We start from the raw sequence: 18,366 nt of genomic DNA, 5'->3' as shown, positions 1-18,366 counted from the left end.
AGGGGCGCAGTAGCCCGGCGCGGCATCGGCTGTGTAAAAGGATAGCGTATGCGTACTGAATATTGCGGACAGTTGAATCTGTCCCACGTGGGCCAGGAAGTCACTCTGTGTGGTTGGGTCAATCGTCGTCGCGATCTCGGCGGCCTGATCTTTATTGATATGCGCGACCGCGAAGGCATCGTGCAGGTGTTCTTCGATCCGGACGAGAAAGTGGCGTTCGACAAGGCCTACGACCTGCGCAATGAGTTCTGCATCCAGATCGTCGGCACCGTGCGTGCGCGTCCGGACAGCCAGATCAATAAAGATATGGCCACCGGCGAAGTGGAAGTGTTTGCCCACGCGCTGGAGATCATCAACCGCTCCGAGCCGCTGCCGCTGGACTCCAACCAGGTCAACAGTGAAGAAGCGCGCCTGAAATACCGCTACCTGGATCTGCGCCGCCCGGAAATGGCTGAGCGTCTGAAGACCCGCGCCAAAATCACCAGCTTCGTACGCCGCTTCATGGACAGCCATGGCTTCCTCGATATCGAAACGCCGATGCTGACCAAGGCGACGCCGGAAGGCGCCCGCGATTACCTGGTGCCAAGCCGCGTGCACAAGGGCAAATTCTACGCGCTGCCACAGTCTCCGCAGCTGTTCAAACAGCTGCTGATGATGTCCGGCTTCGATCGTTACTATCAGATCGTCAAATGCTTCCGTGACGAAGACCTGCGTGCGGACCGTCAGCCTGAATTCACCCAGATCGACGTCGAAACCTCCTTCATGACCGCCGATCAGGTGCGTGAAGTGATGGAGAAACTGGCGCGCGAGCTGTGGCTGGACGTGAAGGGCGTGGATCTGGGCGATTTCCCGGTCATGACCTTCGCCGAAGCGATGCGTCGCTTTGGCTCCGACAAGCCGGACCTGCGTAACCCGCTGGAGCTGGTGGACGTGGCCGACCTGGTCAAAGACGTCGAGTTTAAAGTGTTCTCCGGCCCGGCTAACGACGCCAAAGGCCGCGTGGCGGCAATCCGCGTACCGGGCGGCGCACAGCTGACACGCAAGCAGATCGACGAGTACGGCGCTTTCGTCAACATCTACGGCGCGAAAGGCCTGGCCTGGCTGAAGGTCAACGACCGCGCCGCCGGCATGGAAGGCGTGCAGAGCCCGATCGCCAAATTCCTCAGCGCGGAAGTGCTGGAAGCTGTCCTGGCGCGCACCAACGCGCAGACCGGCGACATCCTGTTCTTCGGCGCAGACAGTTTCAAGATTGTCACCGACGCGATGGGCGCGCTGCGCCTGAAGCTGGGTCGCGATCTGGGGCTGACCCAACTCGACAGCTGGGCGCCGCTGTGGGTGGTCGACTTCCCGATGTTCGAAGAAGACGAAGAGGGCGGCCTGGCGGCGATGCACCACCCGTTCACCTCGCCGCGCGACATGAGCCCGGAAGAGCTGGCGGCAGCGCCGGTCAACGCTATCGCCAACGCCTATGACATGGTGATCAACGGTTACGAAGTGGGCGGCGGTTCGGTACGTATTCACCGCAGCGAAATGCAGCAGACGGTATTCAGCATTCTGGGCATTAACGAACATGAACAGCGCGAGAAGTTCGGCTTCCTGCTGGACGCGCTGAAGTACGGTACGCCGCCGCACGCCGGCCTGGCCTTCGGCCTGGATCGTCTGGTGATGCTGCTGACCGGCACCGACAACATCCGCGACGTGATCGCCTTCCCGAAAACCACCGCGGCGGCCTGTCTGATGACCGACGCACCGAGCTTCGCCAACCCGGCGTCGCTGCAGGAGCTGGCGATCAGCGTGGTAAAGAAAGCCGGTGCGGAACAAGAGAGCGAGTGATGAGTTATAAGCGCCCTGAATCTATCCTGGTAGTGATTTACGCGAAATCCAGTGGTCGGGTGCTGATGTTACAGCGGCGCGACGATACCGAGTTCTGGCAGTCGGTCACCGGCAGCCTGGAACAGGATGAGTCACCGCCGCATGCCGCGCGGCGTGAAGTCATGGAAGAAGTCGGCATCGATATCGAAGCAGAGCACCTGCCGTTGTTCGATTGCCAACGCTGCGTGGAGTTTGAACTCTTTGTCCATTTGCGACATCGCTATGCGCCGGGAACCACGCGCAATAAAGAGCACTGGTTCTGTCTGGCGTTGCCCGAGGAGCGCGATCCGGTGATTACCGAGCACCACGCTTACCAATGGCTTGAGGCGGCCGAAGCCGTGAAGTTGACCAAGTCATGGAGCAATCAGCAGGCGATTGAAGAGTTCGTGATCAATTCAGTCCAGTAGTTTTTTTCGGAGATTTTTTATGGCAGGTCATAGTAAGTGGGCCAACACAAAGCACCGTAAAGCGGCGCAGGACGCCAAGCGCGGTAAAATTTTCACCAAGATTATTCGTGAGCTGGTCACTGCCGCGAAGCTGGGCGGCGGCGATCCGGATTCCAACCCGCGTCTGCGCGCGGCGATGGACAAGGCGCTGTCGAACAACATGACGCGCGACACCATGAACCGTGCGATCGCGCGCGGCGTGGGCGGCGATGATGATACCAATATGGAAACCATCATCTATGAAGGTTACGGCCCTGGCGGCACCGCCGTCATGATCGAATGCCTGAGTGACAACCGCAACCGCACCGTGGCGGAAGTGCGTCACGCTTTCACCAAGTGTGGCGGCAACCTCGGCACCGACGGTTCCGTAGCTTATCTGTTCACCAAGAAGGGCGTGATCACTTACGCACCGGGCCTGGATGAAGACAGCGTGATGGAAGCGGCGCTGGAAGCCGGTGCGGAAGACATCGTGACCTATGACGATGGCGCCATCGACGTGTTCACCGCCTGGGAAAGCCTGGGCGCGGTGAAAGACGCGCTGACCGCGGCGGGCTTCGAGGCCGAAGCGGCGGAAGTGTCGATGATCCCATCGACCAAGGCCGACATGGACGCGGAAACCGCGCCTAAGCTGTTGCGTCTGATCGATATGCTGGAAGACTGCGACGACGTGCAGGAAGTTTACCATAACGGTGAAATCTCCGACGAAGTGGCGGCGACGCTGTAATCCGGTAAAACGGGCGCCGCCGTTCGGCGGCGCCGTGCATGCAAGGTGGATGTAGATATGGCGATCATACTCGGTATCGATCCCGGTTCACGCGTCACCGGCTATGGCCTTATCCGCCAGCAGGGGCGTCAGTTGAGCTATATCGCCAGCGGCTGCATCCGCACGGTGGTGGACGACATGCCGACGCGGCTGAAGCTGATTTACGCCGGCGTCAGTGAGATCATCACCCAGTTTCAGCCCGACTTCTTCGCCATCGAACAGGTGTTTATGGCTAAGAATCCGGATTCGGCGCTCAAGCTCGGCCAGGCACGCGGCGTCGCGATCGTGGCGGCGGTGAATCAGAATCTGGAAGTGTTCGAGTATGCGGCGCGGCAGGTCAAACAGACCGTGGTCGGCACCGGTGCGGCCGAAAAGGCGCAGGTACAGCACATGGTGCGCTCGCTGCTCAAACTCTCGGCCAACCCGCAGGCGGACGCCGCCGATGCTCTGGCTATCGCCATCACCCACTGCCACCTCAGCCAGAACGTGCTGCGGATGAGCGAAGGGCGGTTGAACCTGGCGCGCGGGCGTTTGCGCTGACGCAAAGCGATGATTGCTCAGGCTGGATATTCATCCAGCCTTTTTTATGTTATAAGCTTTACCAGCAACGGCATGGCAGGGCGCCATGCCCGGTCATTCTGCAGGAGGGTAAATGATAGGTCGTCTCAGAGGAAATATTCTGGAAAAGCAGCCGCCGCTGGTGTTACTGGAGGCGAACGGCGTGGGCTACGAGGTACACATGCCGATGACCTGCTTTTACGAGCTGCCTGAACTGGGGCAAGAGGCCATCGTGTTTACCCACTTCGTGGTGCGTGAAGACGCGCAGCTGCTGTACGGTTTCAACGACAAGCAGGAGCGTGCGCTGTTCCGCGAGCTGATCAAGGTCAACGGCGTCGGGCCGAAGCTGGCGCTGGCGATCCTGTCAGGCATGTCCGCGCAGCAGTTCGTCAGCGCGGTGGAGCGTGAAGAGATCACCGCACTGGTCAAGCTGCCGGGCGTGGGCAAAAAAACCGCCGAGCGCCTGGTGGTAGAGATGAAAGACCGCTTCAAAGGGCTTAACGGCGACCTGTTCAACAGCAGCAGCGAGATCAGCCTGCCGTCCGCCGCCGACAACGCGCCGGAAGCGGACGCGGAAGCCGAAGCCGTTTCGGCGCTGGTGGCGCTGGGCTACAAGCCACAGGAAGCGAGTCGCATGGTCAGCAAAATTGCCAAACCGGGCGCCGACTGCGAGACGCTGATCCGCGACGCGTTGCGCGCTGCTTTGTAAGGCCGCTAAGAGGTAGATAATGATTGAAGCCGATCGCCTGATCTCCGCCGAACCGATCAACGAGGAAGAAGTCCTCGATCGCGCCATTCGTCCCAAGCTGTTGACTGAATACGTGGGTCAGCCGCACGTACGCGAGCAGATGGAGATCTTCATCCAGGCGGCCAAGCAGCGCGGTGACGCGCTCGACCACCTGCTGATCTTCGGCCCGCCGGGCCTGGGGAAAACCACCCTGGCCAACATCGTGGCCAACGAAATGGGCGTGAATCTGCGCACCACTTCCGGCCCGGTGCTGGAGAAGGCGGGCGATTTGGCGGCGATGCTGACCAACCTCGAACCGCACGACGTGTTATTCATCGACGAAATCCACCGTTTGTCACCGGTGGTGGAAGAAGTGCTGTATCCGGCGATGGAAGACTACCAGCTGGATATCATGATCGGCGAAGGGCCGGCGGCGCGTTCGATTAAGCTCGATCTGCCGCCGTTCACGTTGGTGGGCGCGACCACCCGCGCCGGTTCGCTGACCTCGCCGCTGCGCGATCGTTTCGGCATTGTCCAGCGGCTGGAGTTTTATCAGGTGGCGGATCTGCAGCATATCGTCTCACGCAGCGCCGGGTGCCTGGGGTTGGAGCTGTCCGACGAGGGCGCCCATGAGGTGGCCCGCCGCGCGCGCGGTACGCCGCGTATCGCCAACCGCCTGCTGCGCCGGGTGCGTGACTTCGCCGAAGTGCGCGCCAACGGCGTGATCAGCGGCGCAGTGGCGGCGCAGGCACTCGATATGCTCAACGTCGATGCCGAAGGCTTCGACTATATGGATCGCAAGCTGCTGCTGGCGATTATCGACAAGTTTACCGGCGGCCCGGTCGGGTTGGACAACCTGGCGGCGGCGATCGGCGAAGAGCGTGAAACCATCGAAGATGTGATCGAACCGTTCCTGATCCAGCAGGGCTTTATCCAGCGCACGCCGCGCGGCCGTTTGGCGACGCAGCATGCCTACCGGCATTTCGGCCTCGAACGCGAAGCATAAGTTTTCCACCCATCATAAAAAAGGGCCGCATTCGCGGCCCTTGTCATATTCTGCTGCTGGCTTTAATCAAGCCTGCTGTTTTTTGAACAAACTCAGCGTAAACAGCACGGCGGCGCTCAGCACCACCGAAGGGCCGGCCGGCGTATCGTAAAATGCCGAGAAGGTCAGGCCGCCGGTGACGGCCACCATGCCGAGCAGCACTGCGACGCCCGCCATCTGCTCCGGCGTGCGTGCGAAGCGCCGAGCGGTGGCTGCCGGAATGATCAGCAGTGAGGTGATGATCAGCGCGCCGACGAATTTCATCGCCAGACCGATGGTCAAGGCGGTGACCAGCATCAACACGGTGCGTGCGCGCACCAGATTAACGCCGTCGACGTGCGCCAGCTCCGGGCTGATGGTCATCGACAGCAGATCGCGCCACTGCCACCACAGCACCAACAGCACCACGGCGACGCCGCCGGCAATCATCACGATATCGCTCAGCGTAACCGACAGCAGATCGCCGAACAGGTAGGCCATCAGATCGACCCGTACGTTAGACATCAACGCCACCACCACCAGCCCCAGCGACAGCGCGCTGTGGGCCAGAATGCCGAGCAGGGTATCCACCGAGAGCTGCGGGCGACGTTCTAGCCACACCAGGGCCAAAGCCAGCAGCAGCGTAATGGCGATCACCGCATAGAAGGGGTTGATGTCCAGCAGCAGACCAAAGGCGACGCCGAGCAGCGAGGCGTGCGCCAGGGTATCACCAAAGTAGGACATGCGGCGCCAGACCACGAAGGAACCCAGCGGCCCGGCGGCGCTAGCCAGCAACACGCCGGCCAGCCAGCCGGGAAGTAACAGTTCAATCATGCTTCGCGGCTCCCGGTTTTCTTCAAGACAATTCTTCCCTGCAGATCGTGGCGGTGGTTGTGATGGTGGCGATACACCGCCAGCTGCTCTGCGCCGCGGTTGCCGAACATGGCGATGAATTCGGGATGCATCGAGACCACCTCCGGCGCGCCGGAGCAGCAGATGTGCTGATTGAGGCACAACACCTCGTCGGTTTTCGCCATCACCAGATGCAGATCGTGCGAGACCATCAGCACGGCGCACCCCAGCTCTTTACGCAGCTGATCGATCAGATCGTACAGCGCCAGCTGGCCGTTGACGTCCACCCCTTGCGTGGGTTCGTCCAGCACCAGCAGCTGCGGTTTATTCAGCAGCGCTCGCGCCAGCAGCACGCGCTGGTTTTCACCGCCGGAGAGCTTTTGCATCGGCTGGTCGAGCAGGTGGGCGGCGTGCACGCGTTTGAGCGCCGGCAGAATGTCGGCTTTCTTTACGCCAGGTTTAAGACGCATAAAGCGGCTGACGGTCAGTGGCAGGGTGGCGTCGAGGTGCAGCTTTTGCGGCACATAGCCGATGCGCAGATCGGGCTCACGCTCCAGCGTGCCGGCGGTCGGTTTGACCAATCCCAGCACCACGCGCACCAGCGTGGATTTGCCCGCGCCGTTCGGGCCAAGCAGCGTGAGAATACGGCCGGGTTGCAGGCTGAGGGAAATGTTCGACAGCACCTTGCGGCTGCCGAAGGCGACGGAGATATTTTTTAGCGTTATCAGTGTAGACATCTCGAGATTACAGGTTGCAGAACGAAGCGAATGTTATAATATCACGCCTTGTTGATGAAAACGATGGGATTACTGATGATGGCAAAGAAAAATAAATGGCTGCAGCGTACGCTGTTGGCCAGCGCATTGTTGATGGCCGGCCCGCTGAGCAGCGCTTCCGCGGCGGTGGTGACCACGATTCGTCCGCTGGGCTTTATCGCTTCGGCGATCGCCGACGGCGTGACACCGACCGAGGTGTTGCTGCCGGACGGCGCTTCACCGCACGATTTTGCGCTGCGTCCTTCCGATATCCAGCGTTTGCGCTCTGCGGACCTGGTGCTATGGGTTGGGCCGGACATGGAAGCGTTCCTGAACAAGGCGCTGGTGCCTATCTCGGCAACCCGAAAGCTGGCTGTCAGCGAACTGCCGGCGGTGAAGCCATTGCTGATGAAAGGCGAAGATGACGACGATCATGATCATGCAGGTGAAGCGCATAACCATGCCGATGACGATCATGGGCATCATCACGGCGAGTACAATATGCACGTTTGGCTGTCGCCGGAGATAGCAAAAGTGACCGCGATCGCGATTCACGACAGATTGTTGGAACTTATGCCGCAAAATAAGGACAAATTAGACGCAAACCTGCGCCAGTTCGAGAATCTGCTGACGCAAACTGACAAAAATGTTGGTAACATGCTTACGCCTGTGCAAGGTAAGGGTTATTTTGTTTTTCATGATGCTTACGGCTACTTTGAGAAACACTACGGTTTGAGTCCGCTGGGCCATTTCACCGTCAATCCCGAAATTCAGCCTGGAGCACAGCGCCTACACCAAATTCGAACACAGTTGGTTGAGCAGAAAGCGGTATGCGTTTTTGCTGAGCCACAATTCAGGCCGGCCGTAATCAATGCCGTCGCCAAGGGTACCAAAGTGCGTTCCGGAACGCTGGACCCGCTGGGCATCGGCATCGCGCTGGGGAAGGACAGCTACGGGAAATTCCTGACTCAGCTGTCAAACCAGTACGTGAGCTGCCTGAAGTAAAGCTTATGAGGATAATATCGAGTGCAGCGGATAGTCCGAACTATCGCTCTGGCGTATAACAACCTGCCACGGCCCCATCGCGTCATGCTGGGGTCGCTGACAGTCGTCACATTGGCCGTCGCTGTTTGGCGGCCTTTTGTTTACCACCCAGAACACAACCCCATCGCCAAGAGCGTCGAGTTAGAATCCAGCCAGATGCGGTCATTGCTCCCCGAAGCCAGTGAACCGATAGATGTCGACCAACCCACCCCCGATGACGAAATCCCGCAGGATGAGCTGGATCAAAAAGATGCCGGCGATGATGGCGTGCATGAATATGTGGTTTCCACCGGCGATACCCTCGGCAGCATTCTGACGCAGTACGGCATCGATATGTCGGATGTCACGCTGCTGGCTTCGCAAAACCGCGATCTGCGCAACCTTAAGATCGGCCAACAGCTGTCGTGGACTGTGAATGATGCGGGCGATTTGCAGCAGTTGACCTGGGAAGTTTCCCGCCGCGAAACCCGCACCTACGATCGCGTCGGCAACAGCTTCAAAGAGTCGAAAGAGGCGCAGCAGGGCGAATGGCGCAACAACGTGATCAGCGGTCGGGTTAACGGCAGCTTCGTCAGCAGCGCCGGCGACGCCGGGCTGAGCCGTAACGAAATCAACTCGGTGATCAAAGCCCTGCAGTGGCAGCTCGATTTCCGCAAGCTGCGCAAAGGCGACCAGTTCTCCGTGCTGATGTCGCGCGAGCATTTCGACGGTAAGAAATCGCAAAGCCAGCTGTTGGGCGTGCGTCTGCGCACCGGCGGCAAAGATTACTATGCGATCCGCGCCGAAGACGGCAAATTCTACGATCGCCAAGGCTCTGGCCTGGCGCGCGGCTTCATGCGTTTCCCGACCATGAAACAGTTCCGCATCTCCTCCAACTTCAACCCGCGCCGCGTGAACCCGGTGACTGGCCGCGTGGCGCCGCACAAGGGCGTCGATTTCGCCATGCCGGTCGGCACGCCGGTGCTGGCGGTCGGCGACGGTGAGGTGGTGATCGCCAAACGCAGCGGCGCAGCGGGCAACTATGTGGCGATCCGCCACGGTCGTCAGTACACCACGCGCTATATGCACCTGAAAAAACTGCTGGTGAAACCAGGCCAGAAGGTGAAACGCGGCGATCGCATTGCGCTCTCCGGCAACACCGGCCGTTCCACCGGGCCACACCTGCACTTTGAACTGTGGACCGGCCAACAGGCGGTGAACCCGCTGACGGCCAAACTGCCGCGTTCCGAAGGGCTGGGCGGCAAAGACCGCAGCGATTATCTGGCACAGGTGAAGGAAGTGGTTCCTCAGCTGCAGTTGGATTAACGTCCCCCTTTTTCCGGCGCTCCGGCGCCGTTAATTTCATCGGCCTGATTGCGGGCCGATGCTGTTTTATCTGGGTGGTTCGCGGTTGTTAATTGCAAAATCGGTGATGGCAATTATGATTAGCCGAATCGCTAAGCGAAGAGCACGTGCATGCAAAACGAGAAGAAATCGAACGTAGAGTTCATCCCGCAGTTTCAAAAAGCCTTTTTATATCCGCGCTACTGGGGCGTGTGGTTGGGAACCGGTCTGATGGCCGGCATTTCGCTGGTGCCTGCGCGCCTGCGCGATCCGGTGCTGGGTGCGGTCGGCAAACTGGCCGGCAAACTGGCGAAGGGCGCGCGCCGTCGTGCCCGCATCAACCTGCTGTATTGCTTGCCTGAGCTGCCTGAAAGCGAACGCGAGCACATTATCGACCAGATGTTCGCCTGCGCGCCGCAGTCGATGGTGCTGATGGCTGAACTGGCCTGCACCAAGCCGGAGAAAGTGCTAAAGCGCGTGCGTTGGCACGGTGAAGAGGTGCTGGACAAGATCCGGGCGGAAGGGCGTAACGTGATTTTCCTGGTGCCTCACGGCTGGGCGGTGGATGTGCCAGCGATGCTGATGGCTGCGCGCGGCCAACCGATGGCGGCGATGTTCCACAACCAGCGCAATCAGCTGATCGACTACCTGTGGAATGCCGTGCGTCGTAAATTCGGCGGCCGCATGCACGCGCGCAACGACGGCATCAAACCGTTTATCAGTTCGGTACGGCAGGGGTACTGGGGCTACTACCTGCCCGATCAGGATCACGGCGCCGAGCACAGTGAGTTCGTCGATTTCTTCGCGACCTATAAGGCGACGCTGCCGGCGGTAGGCCGGTTGATGAAGGTTTGCCGTGCGGCGATCGTGCCTTTGTTCCCGGTGTACGATGGCAAAACCAGCATGCTGGATATTTATATTCGCGAGCCCATGGACGATCTGGCCGAAGCCGATGACCCACGGATTGCGCGCCGCATGAATGAAGAAGTGGAAAACCTGGTGGGCCCGAACCCTGAGCAGTACACCTGGATCCTAAAACTGTTGAAGACGCGCAAGGAAGGGGAGATTGAGCCTTACTCGCGCGACGATCTGTATCGCTAATCCTTCCTAACGTTAACGCCGGTCGGGCTATAACCCGGCCGGTATCACTTCAGATGTGCACCATACAGCCGCGCGCCCGCAGGATGTCGATGACTTTAGGCGTGCGGGTGAAATCATTCCAGCGCAGATCCAGCTTGCGCAGCCGGCTCAGTTCGCCGAGGCTTTCCGGCAGCTCGCTCAGGCGGTTGGCGCGCAGATCCAGACTTCTCAGCGCTGTCAGCTCACCGATATTTTCCGGCAGGCGCGTCAGTTGATTGAAACGCAGGTTCAGCTCGCTCAATCGCGGCAGGCGGCAGAAGGCTGCCGGCAGTTCGGTGATAGCATTGTTGGCCGCATCGAGTATCTCCAACTCACCGAGCAGAGCCATTTCCGCCGGCAGCGTGGTCAGGGCATTTTTCATGATATGCAGTTCGCGCAGCGCGCGCAGCTGCCCGATTTCGGCGGGCAGGCTGCGGATGCGATTGTTGTATAAACGCAGCTCCTGCAACGCCGCCAGCCTCGGTATTGCCTGCGGCAAGGCGGTCAGTTGGTTATCGGTCGCGTTGAGATAGATGAGCTGCTGCAGCTGTGCCAGCGAATGGGGCAGGTCGCTAAAACCGTTATCGCTCAGATAGAGGTATTTCAGCCGGTGCAGTTGCCCCAACGCTTCAGGCAGTTCGCTCGCGCGATTGTGGCCAAAGTCGAACATCTCGAGCTGTTGCAACTGACCAATCTCCGGCGGCAGACGGTCGAGCTGATTGCAGGAGATATTCAGCACCTGCAGATTCTGGTGCCGGAAGATTGGGGTGGGGAAGGCCGTCAGCTGATTGTCGTACAGGCTGACCTTGCGCAGCGCGCGGCCGGCAAGCTGCGATTCGTCGAGCTGCGTCAGGCTACGGCCGTCGAGATCGAGCTCATCAGCGCTCGCTGCGGGGTTGTGTTGGTGGAGCATGGCGTTCTCCGTCGTTTATGGCGATGTCAGCGCAAAAAAAATGCCGGCCAACGTGAGCCGGCCGGCATTTCGTCTGCGGCGTGAATTACTCGACGCGCAGGATACGGCTGGTATTGGTGGTACCGACGGTTTCCATCACGTCGCCCTGGGTGACGATCACCAGATCGCCGGAGACCAGGAAGCCTTTGTCACGCAGGCGATTGACGGCTTCATTGGCGGCGATCACGCCGTCTTTGTGGCTGTCGAAATATACCGGCGTCACGCCGCGATACAGCGCAGTCAGGTTCAGCGTGTGCTCATGACGCGACATGGCGAAGATCGGCAGGCCGGAGCTGATGCGTGACATCATCAGCGCGGTGCGGCCGGACTCAGTCATGGCGATCAGCGCGGTGACGCCTTTCAGGTGGTTGGCCGCATACATCGAAGACATGGCGATCGCCTCTTCGATATTGTCGAACTGCACGTCCAAACGGTGTTTGGAAACGTTGATGCTCGGGATCTTCTCGGCGCCCAGACAAACGCGCGCCATCGCCGCCACGGTTTCCGCCGGGTATTGGCCAGCAGCGGTTTCCGCCGACAGCATGACGGCGTCGGTGCCGTCCAGCACGGCGTTGGCCACGTCCATGACTTCGGCGCGGGTCGGCATCGGGTTGGTGATCATTGACTCCATCATCTGAGTCGCGGTGATCACCGCGCGGTTCAGGGTGCGGGCGCGGCGGATCAGTTTCTTCTGAATGCCGACCAGTTCCGGATCGCCGATTTCGACGCCGAGGTCGCCACGGGCAACCATCACCACGTCGGAGGCCAGAATAATGTCGTCCATCGCTTCGTCGGTGCAAACCGCTTCGGCGCGCTCAACCTTGGACACGATCTTGGCGTTGCAGCCCGCATCGCGCGCCAGGCGGCGGGCATAGTTCAGGTCTTCACCGGTACGCGGGAAGGAGACCGCCAGATAGTCGACGCCAATCTTGGCGGCGGTCACGATGTCCGCCTTGTCTTTTTCGGTCAGCGCTTCGGCTGACAGGCCACCGCCTAGCTTGTTGATGCCCTTGTTGTTGGACAACGGGCCGCCGACGGTCACTTCGGTAAACACTTTCATGCCCTGAACTTCGAGCACTTTTAACTGAACGCGGCCGTCGTCAAGCAGCAGGACATCGCCCGGCACGACGTCGGCAGGCAGGCCTTTATAGTCGATACCGACTTTTTCTTTATCGCCTTCGCCTTTTGACAGGTTGGCGTCCAGCAGGAATTTATCACCCACGTTGAGGAAGATTTTGCCTTCCTTGAAGGTGGATACGCGGATTTTCGGCCCTTGCAGATCGCCGAGGATAGCGACGTGACGTCCCAGTTTGGCAGCGATTTCGCGCACTTTGTCTGCGCGAGCCTGGTGATCTTCCGGGCTGCCGTGGGAGAAGTTAAGCCGAACTACGTTGGCACCGGCGGCAATGATCTTTTCCAGATTATTGTCGCGGTCTGTAGCCGGACCCAGGGTGGTAACGATTTTGGTTCTTCTGAGCCGTCTGGACATGTATTACTCCGTTGACTGGTGAAGCAAATATTGGTGTTGCGATAACGTCGGATAACGAAACCAGGCGTGAAATGTAATTTTACAACACTGATATTTCACCCGGGTTACCCGCATGAGCATGTTAACAGGGTACCGCCTCTGATGCCGTCATTCAAATGTCTGTTGAACGGCGATTTTTTTCTTCGTCGGGTCACGAATCAAAACTGTTGGGAATGACCACGCCTTTATCAAAGCGCGATTCTTTGAGCGCTTCTTTGACCCGCTTCAAGTTATCTCTGAATTTAGCCCCTCGGCGCAAGGTAAATCCGGTGGCAAGCACGTCAATGAGCGTTAATTGCGCGATCCGCGACACCATCGGCATGTAAACGTCGGTGTCTTCAGGCACATCGAGCAGCAACGCGAGGGTCGCCGCTTGGGCGAGCGGGGTGTCGCGCGAGGTGATAGCCAGTACCGTGGCGTCGTTCTCCCGCGCCAGGTGAGCCATCTCCACCAGATTTTTGGTGCGGCCGGTGTGTGAGATCAGCACCACCACGTCGCCCTCGCCGGAGTTCATGCAGCTCATGCGTTGCATGACGATGTCATCGAAGTAGACCACCGGAATGTTGAAGCGGAAAAATTTGTTCATCGCGTCGTGCGCCACCGCCGCGGAGGCACCCAGGCCGAAGAAAGAGATCTTTTTTGCCTGGGTGAGCAGGTCAACCGCACGATTGATTGCGGCAATATCCAAATTTGCCTTTACTGTATCCAGGCTGGCCATGACCGATTCGAAGATCTTGCTGGTATAGGAATCGACGCTGTCGTCTTCCTCAACGTTACGGTTTACGTAGGGCGTGCCGTTAGCCAGGCTTTGGGCGAGGTGCAGTTTGAAATCGGGAAAGCCTTTGGTATCAAGGCGGCGGCAAAAACGGTTGACGGTAGGTTCGCTGACGTCGGCCATGCGCGCCAGCGTGGCAATGCTGGAGTGAATGGCGGTCTGTGGGGAGGCCAGGATCACCTCGGCGACTTTCCTTTCAGATTTGCTCAGGCGTTCCAGATGGTTCTGGATTTTGTCCAGCGTATTCATATAACGAGAGTCACTCATGGTTTTATCCCTGTGGCTTTCAAGCAACAGCGCCGAATTTCGCCCGTGTTCGCCGTGCACGCAGACGCCAAACGAGCGGCTGTAACCTGGAATCGATAGGGTATGTCGATTTCAAACAAAGGAGAAATCAATGCCGGTTTAGTGAAAATATACTACGTGCTGGTAACCGTTGGCAGTCTCGACAGGGCGTATGCAGGCTTTTTTCACCAGAATATGACCTGTGTCTAACTTTCATAATGGTAACAGAGCGTCAAAAAAGACGAAAAATTACAGTTTTGCCCGCCTGTGCGGGCTCTGGCGCGCATTGGCGCTATCACTGGAATCTTGAGGTCTTTTTTCCTGCTTCTGCACCGGGTTTGCTGGCCGTAGTCAAACAGAGTACATTAGTAATGTAAGAAAATTACAAATATCCTGCAACGAGGAGATGAACATGGCGGTAACCTCTACAGCCCAGGCGTGTGACCTGGTTATTTTCGGCGCGAAAGGTGATTTGGCGCGCCGTAAGCTGCTGCCTTCCCTGTACCAGTTAGAGAAAGCCGGACACATCCACCCGGATACGCGGATTATTGGCGTCGGCCGCGCGGAGTGGGATAAAAAAGCGTATACCGAAGTGGTCAAGGAAGCGCTTGGCACCTTCATGAAGGAAAAACTGGATGACGAACTCTGGGCCACGCTGAGCGCACGCCTGGACTTCTGCAATCTGGACGTCAACGACAGCAAGAACTTTACCAAACTGGGTAAAATGCTGGATCAGAAACACCGCACCACCATCAACTACTTCGCCATGCCGCCAAGCACCTTTGGCGCCATCTGCAAAGGGTTGGGCGAAGCCAAGCTGAACCATGAACCGGCGCGCGTGGTGATGGAGAAGCCGCTGGGTACCGATCTGGCGTCTTCCCGCGTGATCAACGATCAGGTGGCGGAGTACTTCAACGAATCCCAGGTTTACCGTATCGACCACTATCTCGGCAAAGAGACGGTGCTGAACCTGTTGGCGCTGCGTTTCGCCAACTCGCTGTTCGCATCCAACTGGGATAACCGCACCATCGATTCGGTGCAGATCACCGTGGCGGAAGAGGTGGGCATCGAAGGGCGCTGGGGTTACTTCGACCAGGCCGGCCAGATGCGCGACATGATCCAGAACCACCTGCTGCAGATCCTGACCATGATCGCCATGTCGCCGCCGGCGGACCTGACGACCGACCGTATCCGCGACGAGAAGGTGAAGGTATTGCGCTCGCTGCGCCGCATCGATCAGACCAATGTACGGGAAACCACCGTGCGCGGGCAGTACACCGCCGGTTTCGTCCAGGGCAAGAAAGTGCCGGGTTATCTGGAAGAGGAAGGCGCGAACAAGAGCAGCAGCACCGAAACCTTCGTCTCCATCCGCGTGGATATCGACAACTGGCAGTGGGCCGGGGTGCCGTTCTACCTGCGTACCGGTAAACGCCTGCCGACCAAATGTTCGGAAGTGGTGGTGTACTTCAAAAACCCGCCGCTTAACCTGTTCAGCGATTCGTACCAGCAGCTGCCGCAGAACAAGCTGACCATCCGTCTGCAACCGGACGAAGGCATCGAAATTCAGGTACTGAACAAGGTGCCGGGGCTGGATCACAAGCACCGTCTGCAGACCACCAAGCTGGACCTGAGCTTCTCGGAAACCTTCAACCAGGAGCACGTGGCGGACGCCTACGAGCGCCTGCTGCTGGAGACCATGCGAGGCATTCAGGCGCTGTTCGTGCGCCGCGATGAAGTGGAAGAGGCCTGGAAGTGGGTCGACTCCATCATGGATGCATGGAAAGCCGACAACGAGGCGCCTAAACCTTATCAGGCGGGCACCTGGGGGCCGGTGGCCTCGGTGGCGATGATCACCCGCGACGGCCGTTCCTGGAACGAGTTCGAATAATGCGCAATGCCGGCAGCCTGTCTGCCGGCTTTTTTTTGCCTGCGATCTGCGCGTGGGCCACATCACTTACGGTACGGCCGGACGTTCGCGCGCTTGCGCGGAGCCCTGTGGCAGGGGCGTGCCATTGTTAACCGCGAGTCATGGAGAAATAACGATGAAAAACTGGAAAACCAGCGCCGAGCAGATCCTGACGGCAGGGCCGGTGGTGCCTGTTATCGTGATCAATAAGTTGGAGCAGGCGGTGCCGCTGGCGAAAGCGTTGGTTGCCGGCGGCGTGCGGGTATTGGAGGTGACGCTGCGCACCGCCTGCGGGCTGGAGGCTATCCGCGCTATCGCCAAAGAGGTGCCGGAGGCGATCATCGGCGCCGGTACGGTGATCAATCCGCAGCAGCTGCGGGAGGTGACCGAGGCGGGGGCGCAGTTCGCCATCAGCCCGGGGCTGACCGACGCTTTGCTGCAGGCGGCGACGGCGGGGTCAATCCCGCTGATCCCGGGCATCAGCACCGTATCTGAACTGATGCTGGGCATGGATTACGGCCTGCGCGAATTCAAATTCTTCCCGGCGGAAGCCAACGGCGGCGTTAAGGCGCTGCAGGCGATCGGCGGCCCGTTCCCCCAGGTGCGTTTTTGCCCGACCGGCGGCATTACGCCGAACAATTACCGCGATTATCTGGCGCTAAAAAGCGTATTGTGCATCGGCGGCTCCTGGTTGGTGCCGGCCGATGCGCTCGAAAGCGGCGACTATGCGCGCATCACTGAACTGGCGCGCAGCGCGGTCAGCGGCGCCGCGTTGTAACCCGCGCCAGGCCTGGGATTGGCGCTTATTTGCTCACCCGCGGATATCGCAAGGCTCAACGCTCCGTTGGGCCTTTTTTAATTTTTATCGCGATTAACTTTCTTATTTTTAACCCGTTTTTTTCTGCTTTTTTATGAAAACGGCAGTTTGCTTTCTAATTTTGGCTGTGGTAAAAATATCTCAGTTGAAAATTTTACTTTTATGAGGATATTGGGCAAATCGCACGGTGTGCGGCTGATAATAGAGAACTATTATGATGACTATTAACGGAACTACCCTCAGAACCTCTACGTGCCAACTCTTCCTGTCTGCGATCCTTGCCAGTGAGCATCACTGGTGCAGCGAGCTATAGCGTCTTTCTCCCTTAACCGGTGCTGGTAGCGGGCTTAGGCCTTCGCATTACCGTTCAGCCGGGCAAACATTCTTTTTGCGTTTGGGTCAGTTTATCCCCAGGGATCTCTGCGTCTTGCGCGCCGCATTGCGGCCGTTCGACGAGATAAATCGGGATAAATATGCCTTGGCGCGCGTTATTCGCCGTTTGGGAGAAAAATTATGATTTATTGGATCTTTTTAGGTTTGGCCATCATGACCGAAATCATCGGCACCTTGTCGATGAAATACGCCAGCGTCAATGGCGGCATGATCGGGCATATCGTGATGTACGTGATGGTCACCGCGTCTTATGTATTGTTGTCGGTAGCGATAAAACGCGTGGCGCTCGGCGTGGCCTATGCGCTGTGGGAAGGCATCGGCATTCTGTTCATTACCCTGTTCAGCGTACTGTGGTTCGACGAGCCGATCTCGGCGCTGAAGGTGCTGGGCTTGGCTACGCTGATCGCCGGCATCATGTTGGTGAAATCCGGTACCCGCAAAGAGCGAAAACAGGTCAGCCCGCGAGGTGACAACCATGCAACAGTTTGAGTTGTACCACATTGGGTTCCTGGGGCTGGCCATCGTGCTGGAAATTATCGCCAACATCTTCCTGAAGATGTCGGACGGCTTCCGTAAAATTTGGCTGGGATTGCTGTCGCTGCTGTCGGTGCTCGGTGCGTTCAGCGCCCTGGCGCAGGCGGTTAAGGGTATCGATCTGTCGATCGCCTATGCGCTGTGGGGCGGTTTCGGTATCGCCGCCACCATCGCCGCAGGCTGGATCATGTTCGGCCAGCGGTTGAACGCCAAAGGCTGGATTGGCCTGGCGCTGTTGCTGACGGGGATGGTGATCCTTAAACTGTCTTGATAGCGGGCAATAAAAAACCGCAGGCGTCGCCGTCTGCGGTTTTTTTTCGTCTGCGCTCAGGCTTACAGCGCGGCGATGATTTTGATTTCCACCTTGTACTTCGGATTCATCAGCTGCGCCTGCACCGTGCAGCGCACCGGCGCGCTGCCGGCGACCACCCAGGCGTCCCAGGCGGCGTTCATCGCGGCGAAGTCGGCGCTGTTGGCCAGGAAAATGGTGGCATCCAGAATACGGCTTTTGTCCGACCCTACGCGTTCCAGCAGCACGTCGATGGCGGCGAGGGCGTTGGCGGTCTGCGCGGTCGCGTCGTCGTCCAGGTTCTCCGGCACGCTGGTGTAGTAAACGGTCTCGTTGTGCACTACGGCTTCGGACCAGCGCTGATCGGGATCAATTCTTTCGATATTCATTTGCTTATCTCCATA

The 18,366-nt window shown here is 58.8% G+C and carries 19 protein-coding genes; 13 read left to right on the top strand and 6 right to left on the bottom strand.

All coding sequences use genetic code 11. The features are described from left to right. Nucleotides 1-48: 48 nt before the first annotated feature. The 6 genes from aspS (at nucleotide 49) to ruvB (ending at nucleotide 5,372) form a co-directional block, all read left to right on the top strand. A complete protein-coding gene (gene aspS, locus ACSJLU_RS13810; protein ID WP_025303127.1) occupies nucleotides 49-1,833 on the top strand; it encodes an aspartate--tRNA ligase in 1,785 nt (594 codons plus the stop codon). Next, a complete protein-coding gene (nudB, locus tag ACSJLU_RS13805; protein ID WP_004932373.1) occupies nucleotides 1,833-2,279 on the top strand; it encodes a dihydroneopterin triphosphate diphosphatase in 447 nt (148 codons plus the stop codon). Before aspS ends, nudB begins: the two co-directional genes overlap by 1 nt. 19 nt (nucleotides 2,280-2,298) lie before the next feature. After that, a complete protein-coding gene (locus ACSJLU_RS13800; protein ID WP_004932370.1) occupies nucleotides 2,299-3,042 on the top strand; it encodes a YebC/PmpR family DNA-binding transcriptional regulator in 744 nt (247 codons plus the stop codon). Between the two features lie 57 nt (nucleotides 3,043-3,099). Further along, complete coding sequence (ruvC, locus tag ACSJLU_RS13795; RefSeq protein WP_004932367.1) at nucleotides 3,100-3,621, top strand: crossover junction endodeoxyribonuclease RuvC; 522 nt, start codon at nucleotides 3,100-3,102, stop codon at nucleotides 3,619-3,621. 112 nt (nucleotides 3,622-3,733) lie between these two features. Next, nucleotides 3,734-4,348 (top strand): Holliday junction branch migration protein RuvA, encoded by a 615-nt coding sequence (gene ruvA / locus ACSJLU_RS13790; RefSeq protein WP_025303126.1) that lies wholly within the window; start codon nucleotides 3,734-3,736, stop codon nucleotides 4,346-4,348. A gap of 19 nt (nucleotides 4,349-4,367) precedes the next feature. Continuing rightward, nucleotides 4,368-5,372 carry a Holliday junction branch migration DNA helicase RuvB gene (ruvB, locus tag ACSJLU_RS13785; protein WP_025303125.1) on the top strand — a complete coding sequence of 335 codons (1,005 nt, stop codon included), beginning with the start codon at nucleotides 4,368-4,370 and terminating at the stop codon, nucleotides 5,370-5,372. 66 nt (nucleotides 5,373-5,438) lie between these two features. On the opposite strand, the gene znuB is transcribed toward ruvB, so the two are convergent. Then, complete coding sequence (gene znuB / locus ACSJLU_RS13780) at nucleotides 5,439-6,224, bottom strand: zinc ABC transporter permease subunit ZnuB (protein ID WP_025303124.1); 786 nt, start codon at nucleotides 6,222-6,224, stop codon at nucleotides 5,439-5,441. Further along, nucleotides 6,221-6,979 (bottom strand): zinc ABC transporter ATP-binding protein ZnuC, encoded by a 759-nt coding sequence (gene znuC / locus ACSJLU_RS13775; protein WP_004932357.1) that lies wholly within the window; start codon nucleotides 6,977-6,979, stop codon nucleotides 6,221-6,223. The genes znuB and znuC overlap by 4 nt, the downstream gene beginning before the upstream one ends. Before the next feature lie 78 nt (nucleotides 6,980-7,057). Here znuC and znuA point away from each other — a divergent pair, with 78 nt between their 5' ends. The 3 genes from znuA (at nucleotide 7,058) to lpxM (ending at nucleotide 10,465) form a co-directional block, all read left to right on the top strand. Next, on the top strand, nucleotides 7,058-8,002 hold the full coding sequence (znuA, locus tag ACSJLU_RS13770; protein WP_025303123.1) for a zinc ABC transporter substrate-binding protein ZnuA: 945 nt from the start codon (nucleotides 7,058-7,060) through the stop codon (nucleotides 8,000-8,002). 21 nt (nucleotides 8,003-8,023) lie between these two features. Continuing rightward, nucleotides 8,024-9,346 carry a murein DD-endopeptidase MepM gene (mepM, locus tag ACSJLU_RS13765; protein ID WP_342096340.1) on the top strand — a complete coding sequence of 441 codons (1,323 nt, stop codon included), beginning with the start codon at nucleotides 8,024-8,026 and terminating at the stop codon, nucleotides 9,344-9,346. A gap of 150 nt (nucleotides 9,347-9,496) precedes the next feature. Then, the gene (gene lpxM, locus ACSJLU_RS13760) at nucleotides 9,497-10,465 is read left to right on the top strand and encodes a lauroyl-Kdo(2)-lipid IV(A) myristoyltransferase (RefSeq protein ID WP_015378127.1); all 969 of its coding nucleotides are present in this window, start codon (nucleotides 9,497-9,499) and stop codon (nucleotides 10,463-10,465) included. Between the two features lie 49 nt (nucleotides 10,466-10,514). Here the strand turns inward: lpxM and ACSJLU_RS13755 are convergent, their stop codons facing one another. From ACSJLU_RS13755 to ACSJLU_RS13745, 3 genes are all read right to left on the bottom strand, one after another. Next, nucleotides 10,515-11,396, bottom strand: coding sequence for a leucine-rich repeat domain-containing protein (locus ACSJLU_RS13755; protein WP_043143025.1), 882 nt, complete (start codon nucleotides 11,394-11,396; stop codon nucleotides 10,515-10,517). Nucleotides 11,397-11,481: 85 nt separating this feature from the next. Beyond that, the gene (gene pyk / locus ACSJLU_RS13750) at nucleotides 11,482-12,924 is read right to left on the bottom strand and encodes a pyruvate kinase (protein ID WP_004932339.1); all 1,443 of its coding nucleotides are present in this window, start codon (nucleotides 12,922-12,924) and stop codon (nucleotides 11,482-11,484) included. A 190-nt stretch (nucleotides 12,925-13,114) separates the two neighbouring features. Further along, on the bottom strand, nucleotides 13,115-13,987 hold the full coding sequence (locus ACSJLU_RS13745; protein ID WP_025303120.1) for a MurR/RpiR family transcriptional regulator: 873 nt from the start codon (nucleotides 13,985-13,987) through the stop codon (nucleotides 13,115-13,117). A 448-nt stretch (nucleotides 13,988-14,435) separates the two neighbouring features. Here ACSJLU_RS13745 and zwf point away from each other — a divergent pair, with 448 nt between their 5' ends. From zwf to mdtI, 4 genes are all read left to right on the top strand, one after another. Further along, nucleotides 14,436-15,911: a glucose-6-phosphate dehydrogenase gene (zwf, locus tag ACSJLU_RS13740; protein WP_019452799.1), complete on the top strand. Its 1,476-nt coding sequence runs from the start codon at nucleotides 14,436-14,438 to the stop codon at nucleotides 15,909-15,911. A gap of 154 nt (nucleotides 15,912-16,065) precedes the next feature. Further along, on the top strand, nucleotides 16,066-16,707 hold the full coding sequence (locus tag ACSJLU_RS13735) for a bifunctional 4-hydroxy-2-oxoglutarate aldolase/2-dehydro-3-deoxy-phosphogluconate aldolase (RefSeq protein WP_025303119.1): 642 nt from the start codon (nucleotides 16,066-16,068) through the stop codon (nucleotides 16,705-16,707). A gap of 552 nt (nucleotides 16,708-17,259) precedes the next feature. Further along, entirely contained in the window at nucleotides 17,260-17,628 is a 369-nt protein-coding gene (mdtJ, locus tag ACSJLU_RS13730; RefSeq protein WP_380825052.1) for a multidrug/spermidine efflux SMR transporter subunit MdtJ, read from the top strand. Beyond that, nucleotides 17,615-17,944 carry a multidrug/spermidine efflux SMR transporter subunit MdtI gene (mdtI, locus tag ACSJLU_RS13725; RefSeq protein WP_016927446.1) on the top strand — a complete coding sequence of 110 codons (330 nt, stop codon included), beginning with the start codon at nucleotides 17,615-17,617 and terminating at the stop codon, nucleotides 17,942-17,944. Before mdtJ ends, mdtI begins: the two co-directional genes overlap by 14 nt. A gap of 62 nt (nucleotides 17,945-18,006) precedes the next feature. Here mdtI and ACSJLU_RS13720 read toward each other — a convergent pair whose 3' ends face one another. Next, the gene (locus tag ACSJLU_RS13720; RefSeq protein WP_025303117.1) at nucleotides 18,007-18,351 is read right to left on the bottom strand and encodes a RidA family protein; all 345 of its coding nucleotides are present in this window, start codon (nucleotides 18,349-18,351) and stop codon (nucleotides 18,007-18,009) included. Nucleotides 18,352-18,366: the final 15 nt, after the last annotated feature.

The sequence above is a fragment of the Serratia bockelmannii genome, assembly GCF_051803255.1.
GTDB lineage: Bacteria > Pseudomonadota > Gammaproteobacteria > Enterobacterales > Enterobacteriaceae > Serratia > Serratia bockelmannii.
Note: the sequence above shows the minus strand (reverse complement) of the source record. Positions and strands in the feature narration are given on the sequence as shown.

Coding starts and splice junctions, on each gene's coding strand:
- aspS (WP_025303127.1), top strand. CDS start 49: ATGCGTACTGAATATTGCGGACAGTTGAATCTGTCCCACGTGGGCCAG.
- nudB (WP_004932373.1), top strand. CDS start 1,833: ATGAGTTATAAGCGCCCTGAATCTATCCTGGTAGTGATTTACGCGAAA.
- ACSJLU_RS13800 (WP_004932370.1), top strand. CDS start 2,299: ATGGCAGGTCATAGTAAGTGGGCCAACACAAAGCACCGTAAAGCGGCG.
- ruvC (WP_004932367.1), top strand. CDS start 3,100: ATGGCGATCATACTCGGTATCGATCCCGGTTCACGCGTCACCGGCTAT.
- ruvA (WP_025303126.1), top strand. CDS start 3,734: ATGATAGGTCGTCTCAGAGGAAATATTCTGGAAAAGCAGCCGCCGCTG.
- ruvB (WP_025303125.1), top strand. CDS start 4,368: ATGATTGAAGCCGATCGCCTGATCTCCGCCGAACCGATCAACGAGGAA.
- znuB (WP_025303124.1), bottom strand. CDS start 6,224: ATGATTGAACTGTTACTTCCCGGCTGGCTGGCCGGCGTGTTGCTGGCT.
- znuC (WP_004932357.1), bottom strand. CDS start 6,979: ATGTCTACACTGATAACGCTAAAAAATATCTCCGTCGCCTTCGGCAGC.
- znuA (WP_025303123.1), top strand. CDS start 7,058: ATGGCAAAGAAAAATAAATGGCTGCAGCGTACGCTGTTGGCCAGCGCA.
- lpxM (WP_015378127.1), top strand. CDS start 9,497: ATGCAAAACGAGAAGAAATCGAACGTAGAGTTCATCCCGCAGTTTCAA.
- ACSJLU_RS13755 (WP_043143025.1), bottom strand. CDS start 11,396: ATGCTCCACCAACACAACCCCGCAGCGAGCGCTGATGAGCTCGATCTC.
- pyk (WP_004932339.1), bottom strand. CDS start 12,924: ATGTCCAGACGGCTCAGAAGAACCAAAATCGTTACCACCCTGGGTCCG.
- ACSJLU_RS13745 (WP_025303120.1), bottom strand. CDS start 13,987: ATGAATACGCTGGACAAAATCCAGAACCATCTGGAACGCCTGAGCAAA.
- zwf (WP_019452799.1), top strand. CDS start 14,436: ATGGCGGTAACCTCTACAGCCCAGGCGTGTGACCTGGTTATTTTCGGC.
- ACSJLU_RS13735 (WP_025303119.1), top strand. CDS start 16,066: ATGAAAAACTGGAAAACCAGCGCCGAGCAGATCCTGACGGCAGGGCCG.
- mdtJ (WP_380825052.1), top strand. CDS start 17,260: ATGATTTATTGGATCTTTTTAGGTTTGGCCATCATGACCGAAATCATC.
- mdtI (WP_016927446.1), top strand. CDS start 17,615: ATGCAACAGTTTGAGTTGTACCACATTGGGTTCCTGGGGCTGGCCATC.
- ACSJLU_RS13720 (WP_025303117.1), bottom strand. CDS start 18,351: ATGAATATCGAAAGAATTGATCCCGATCAGCGCTGGTCCGAAGCCGTA.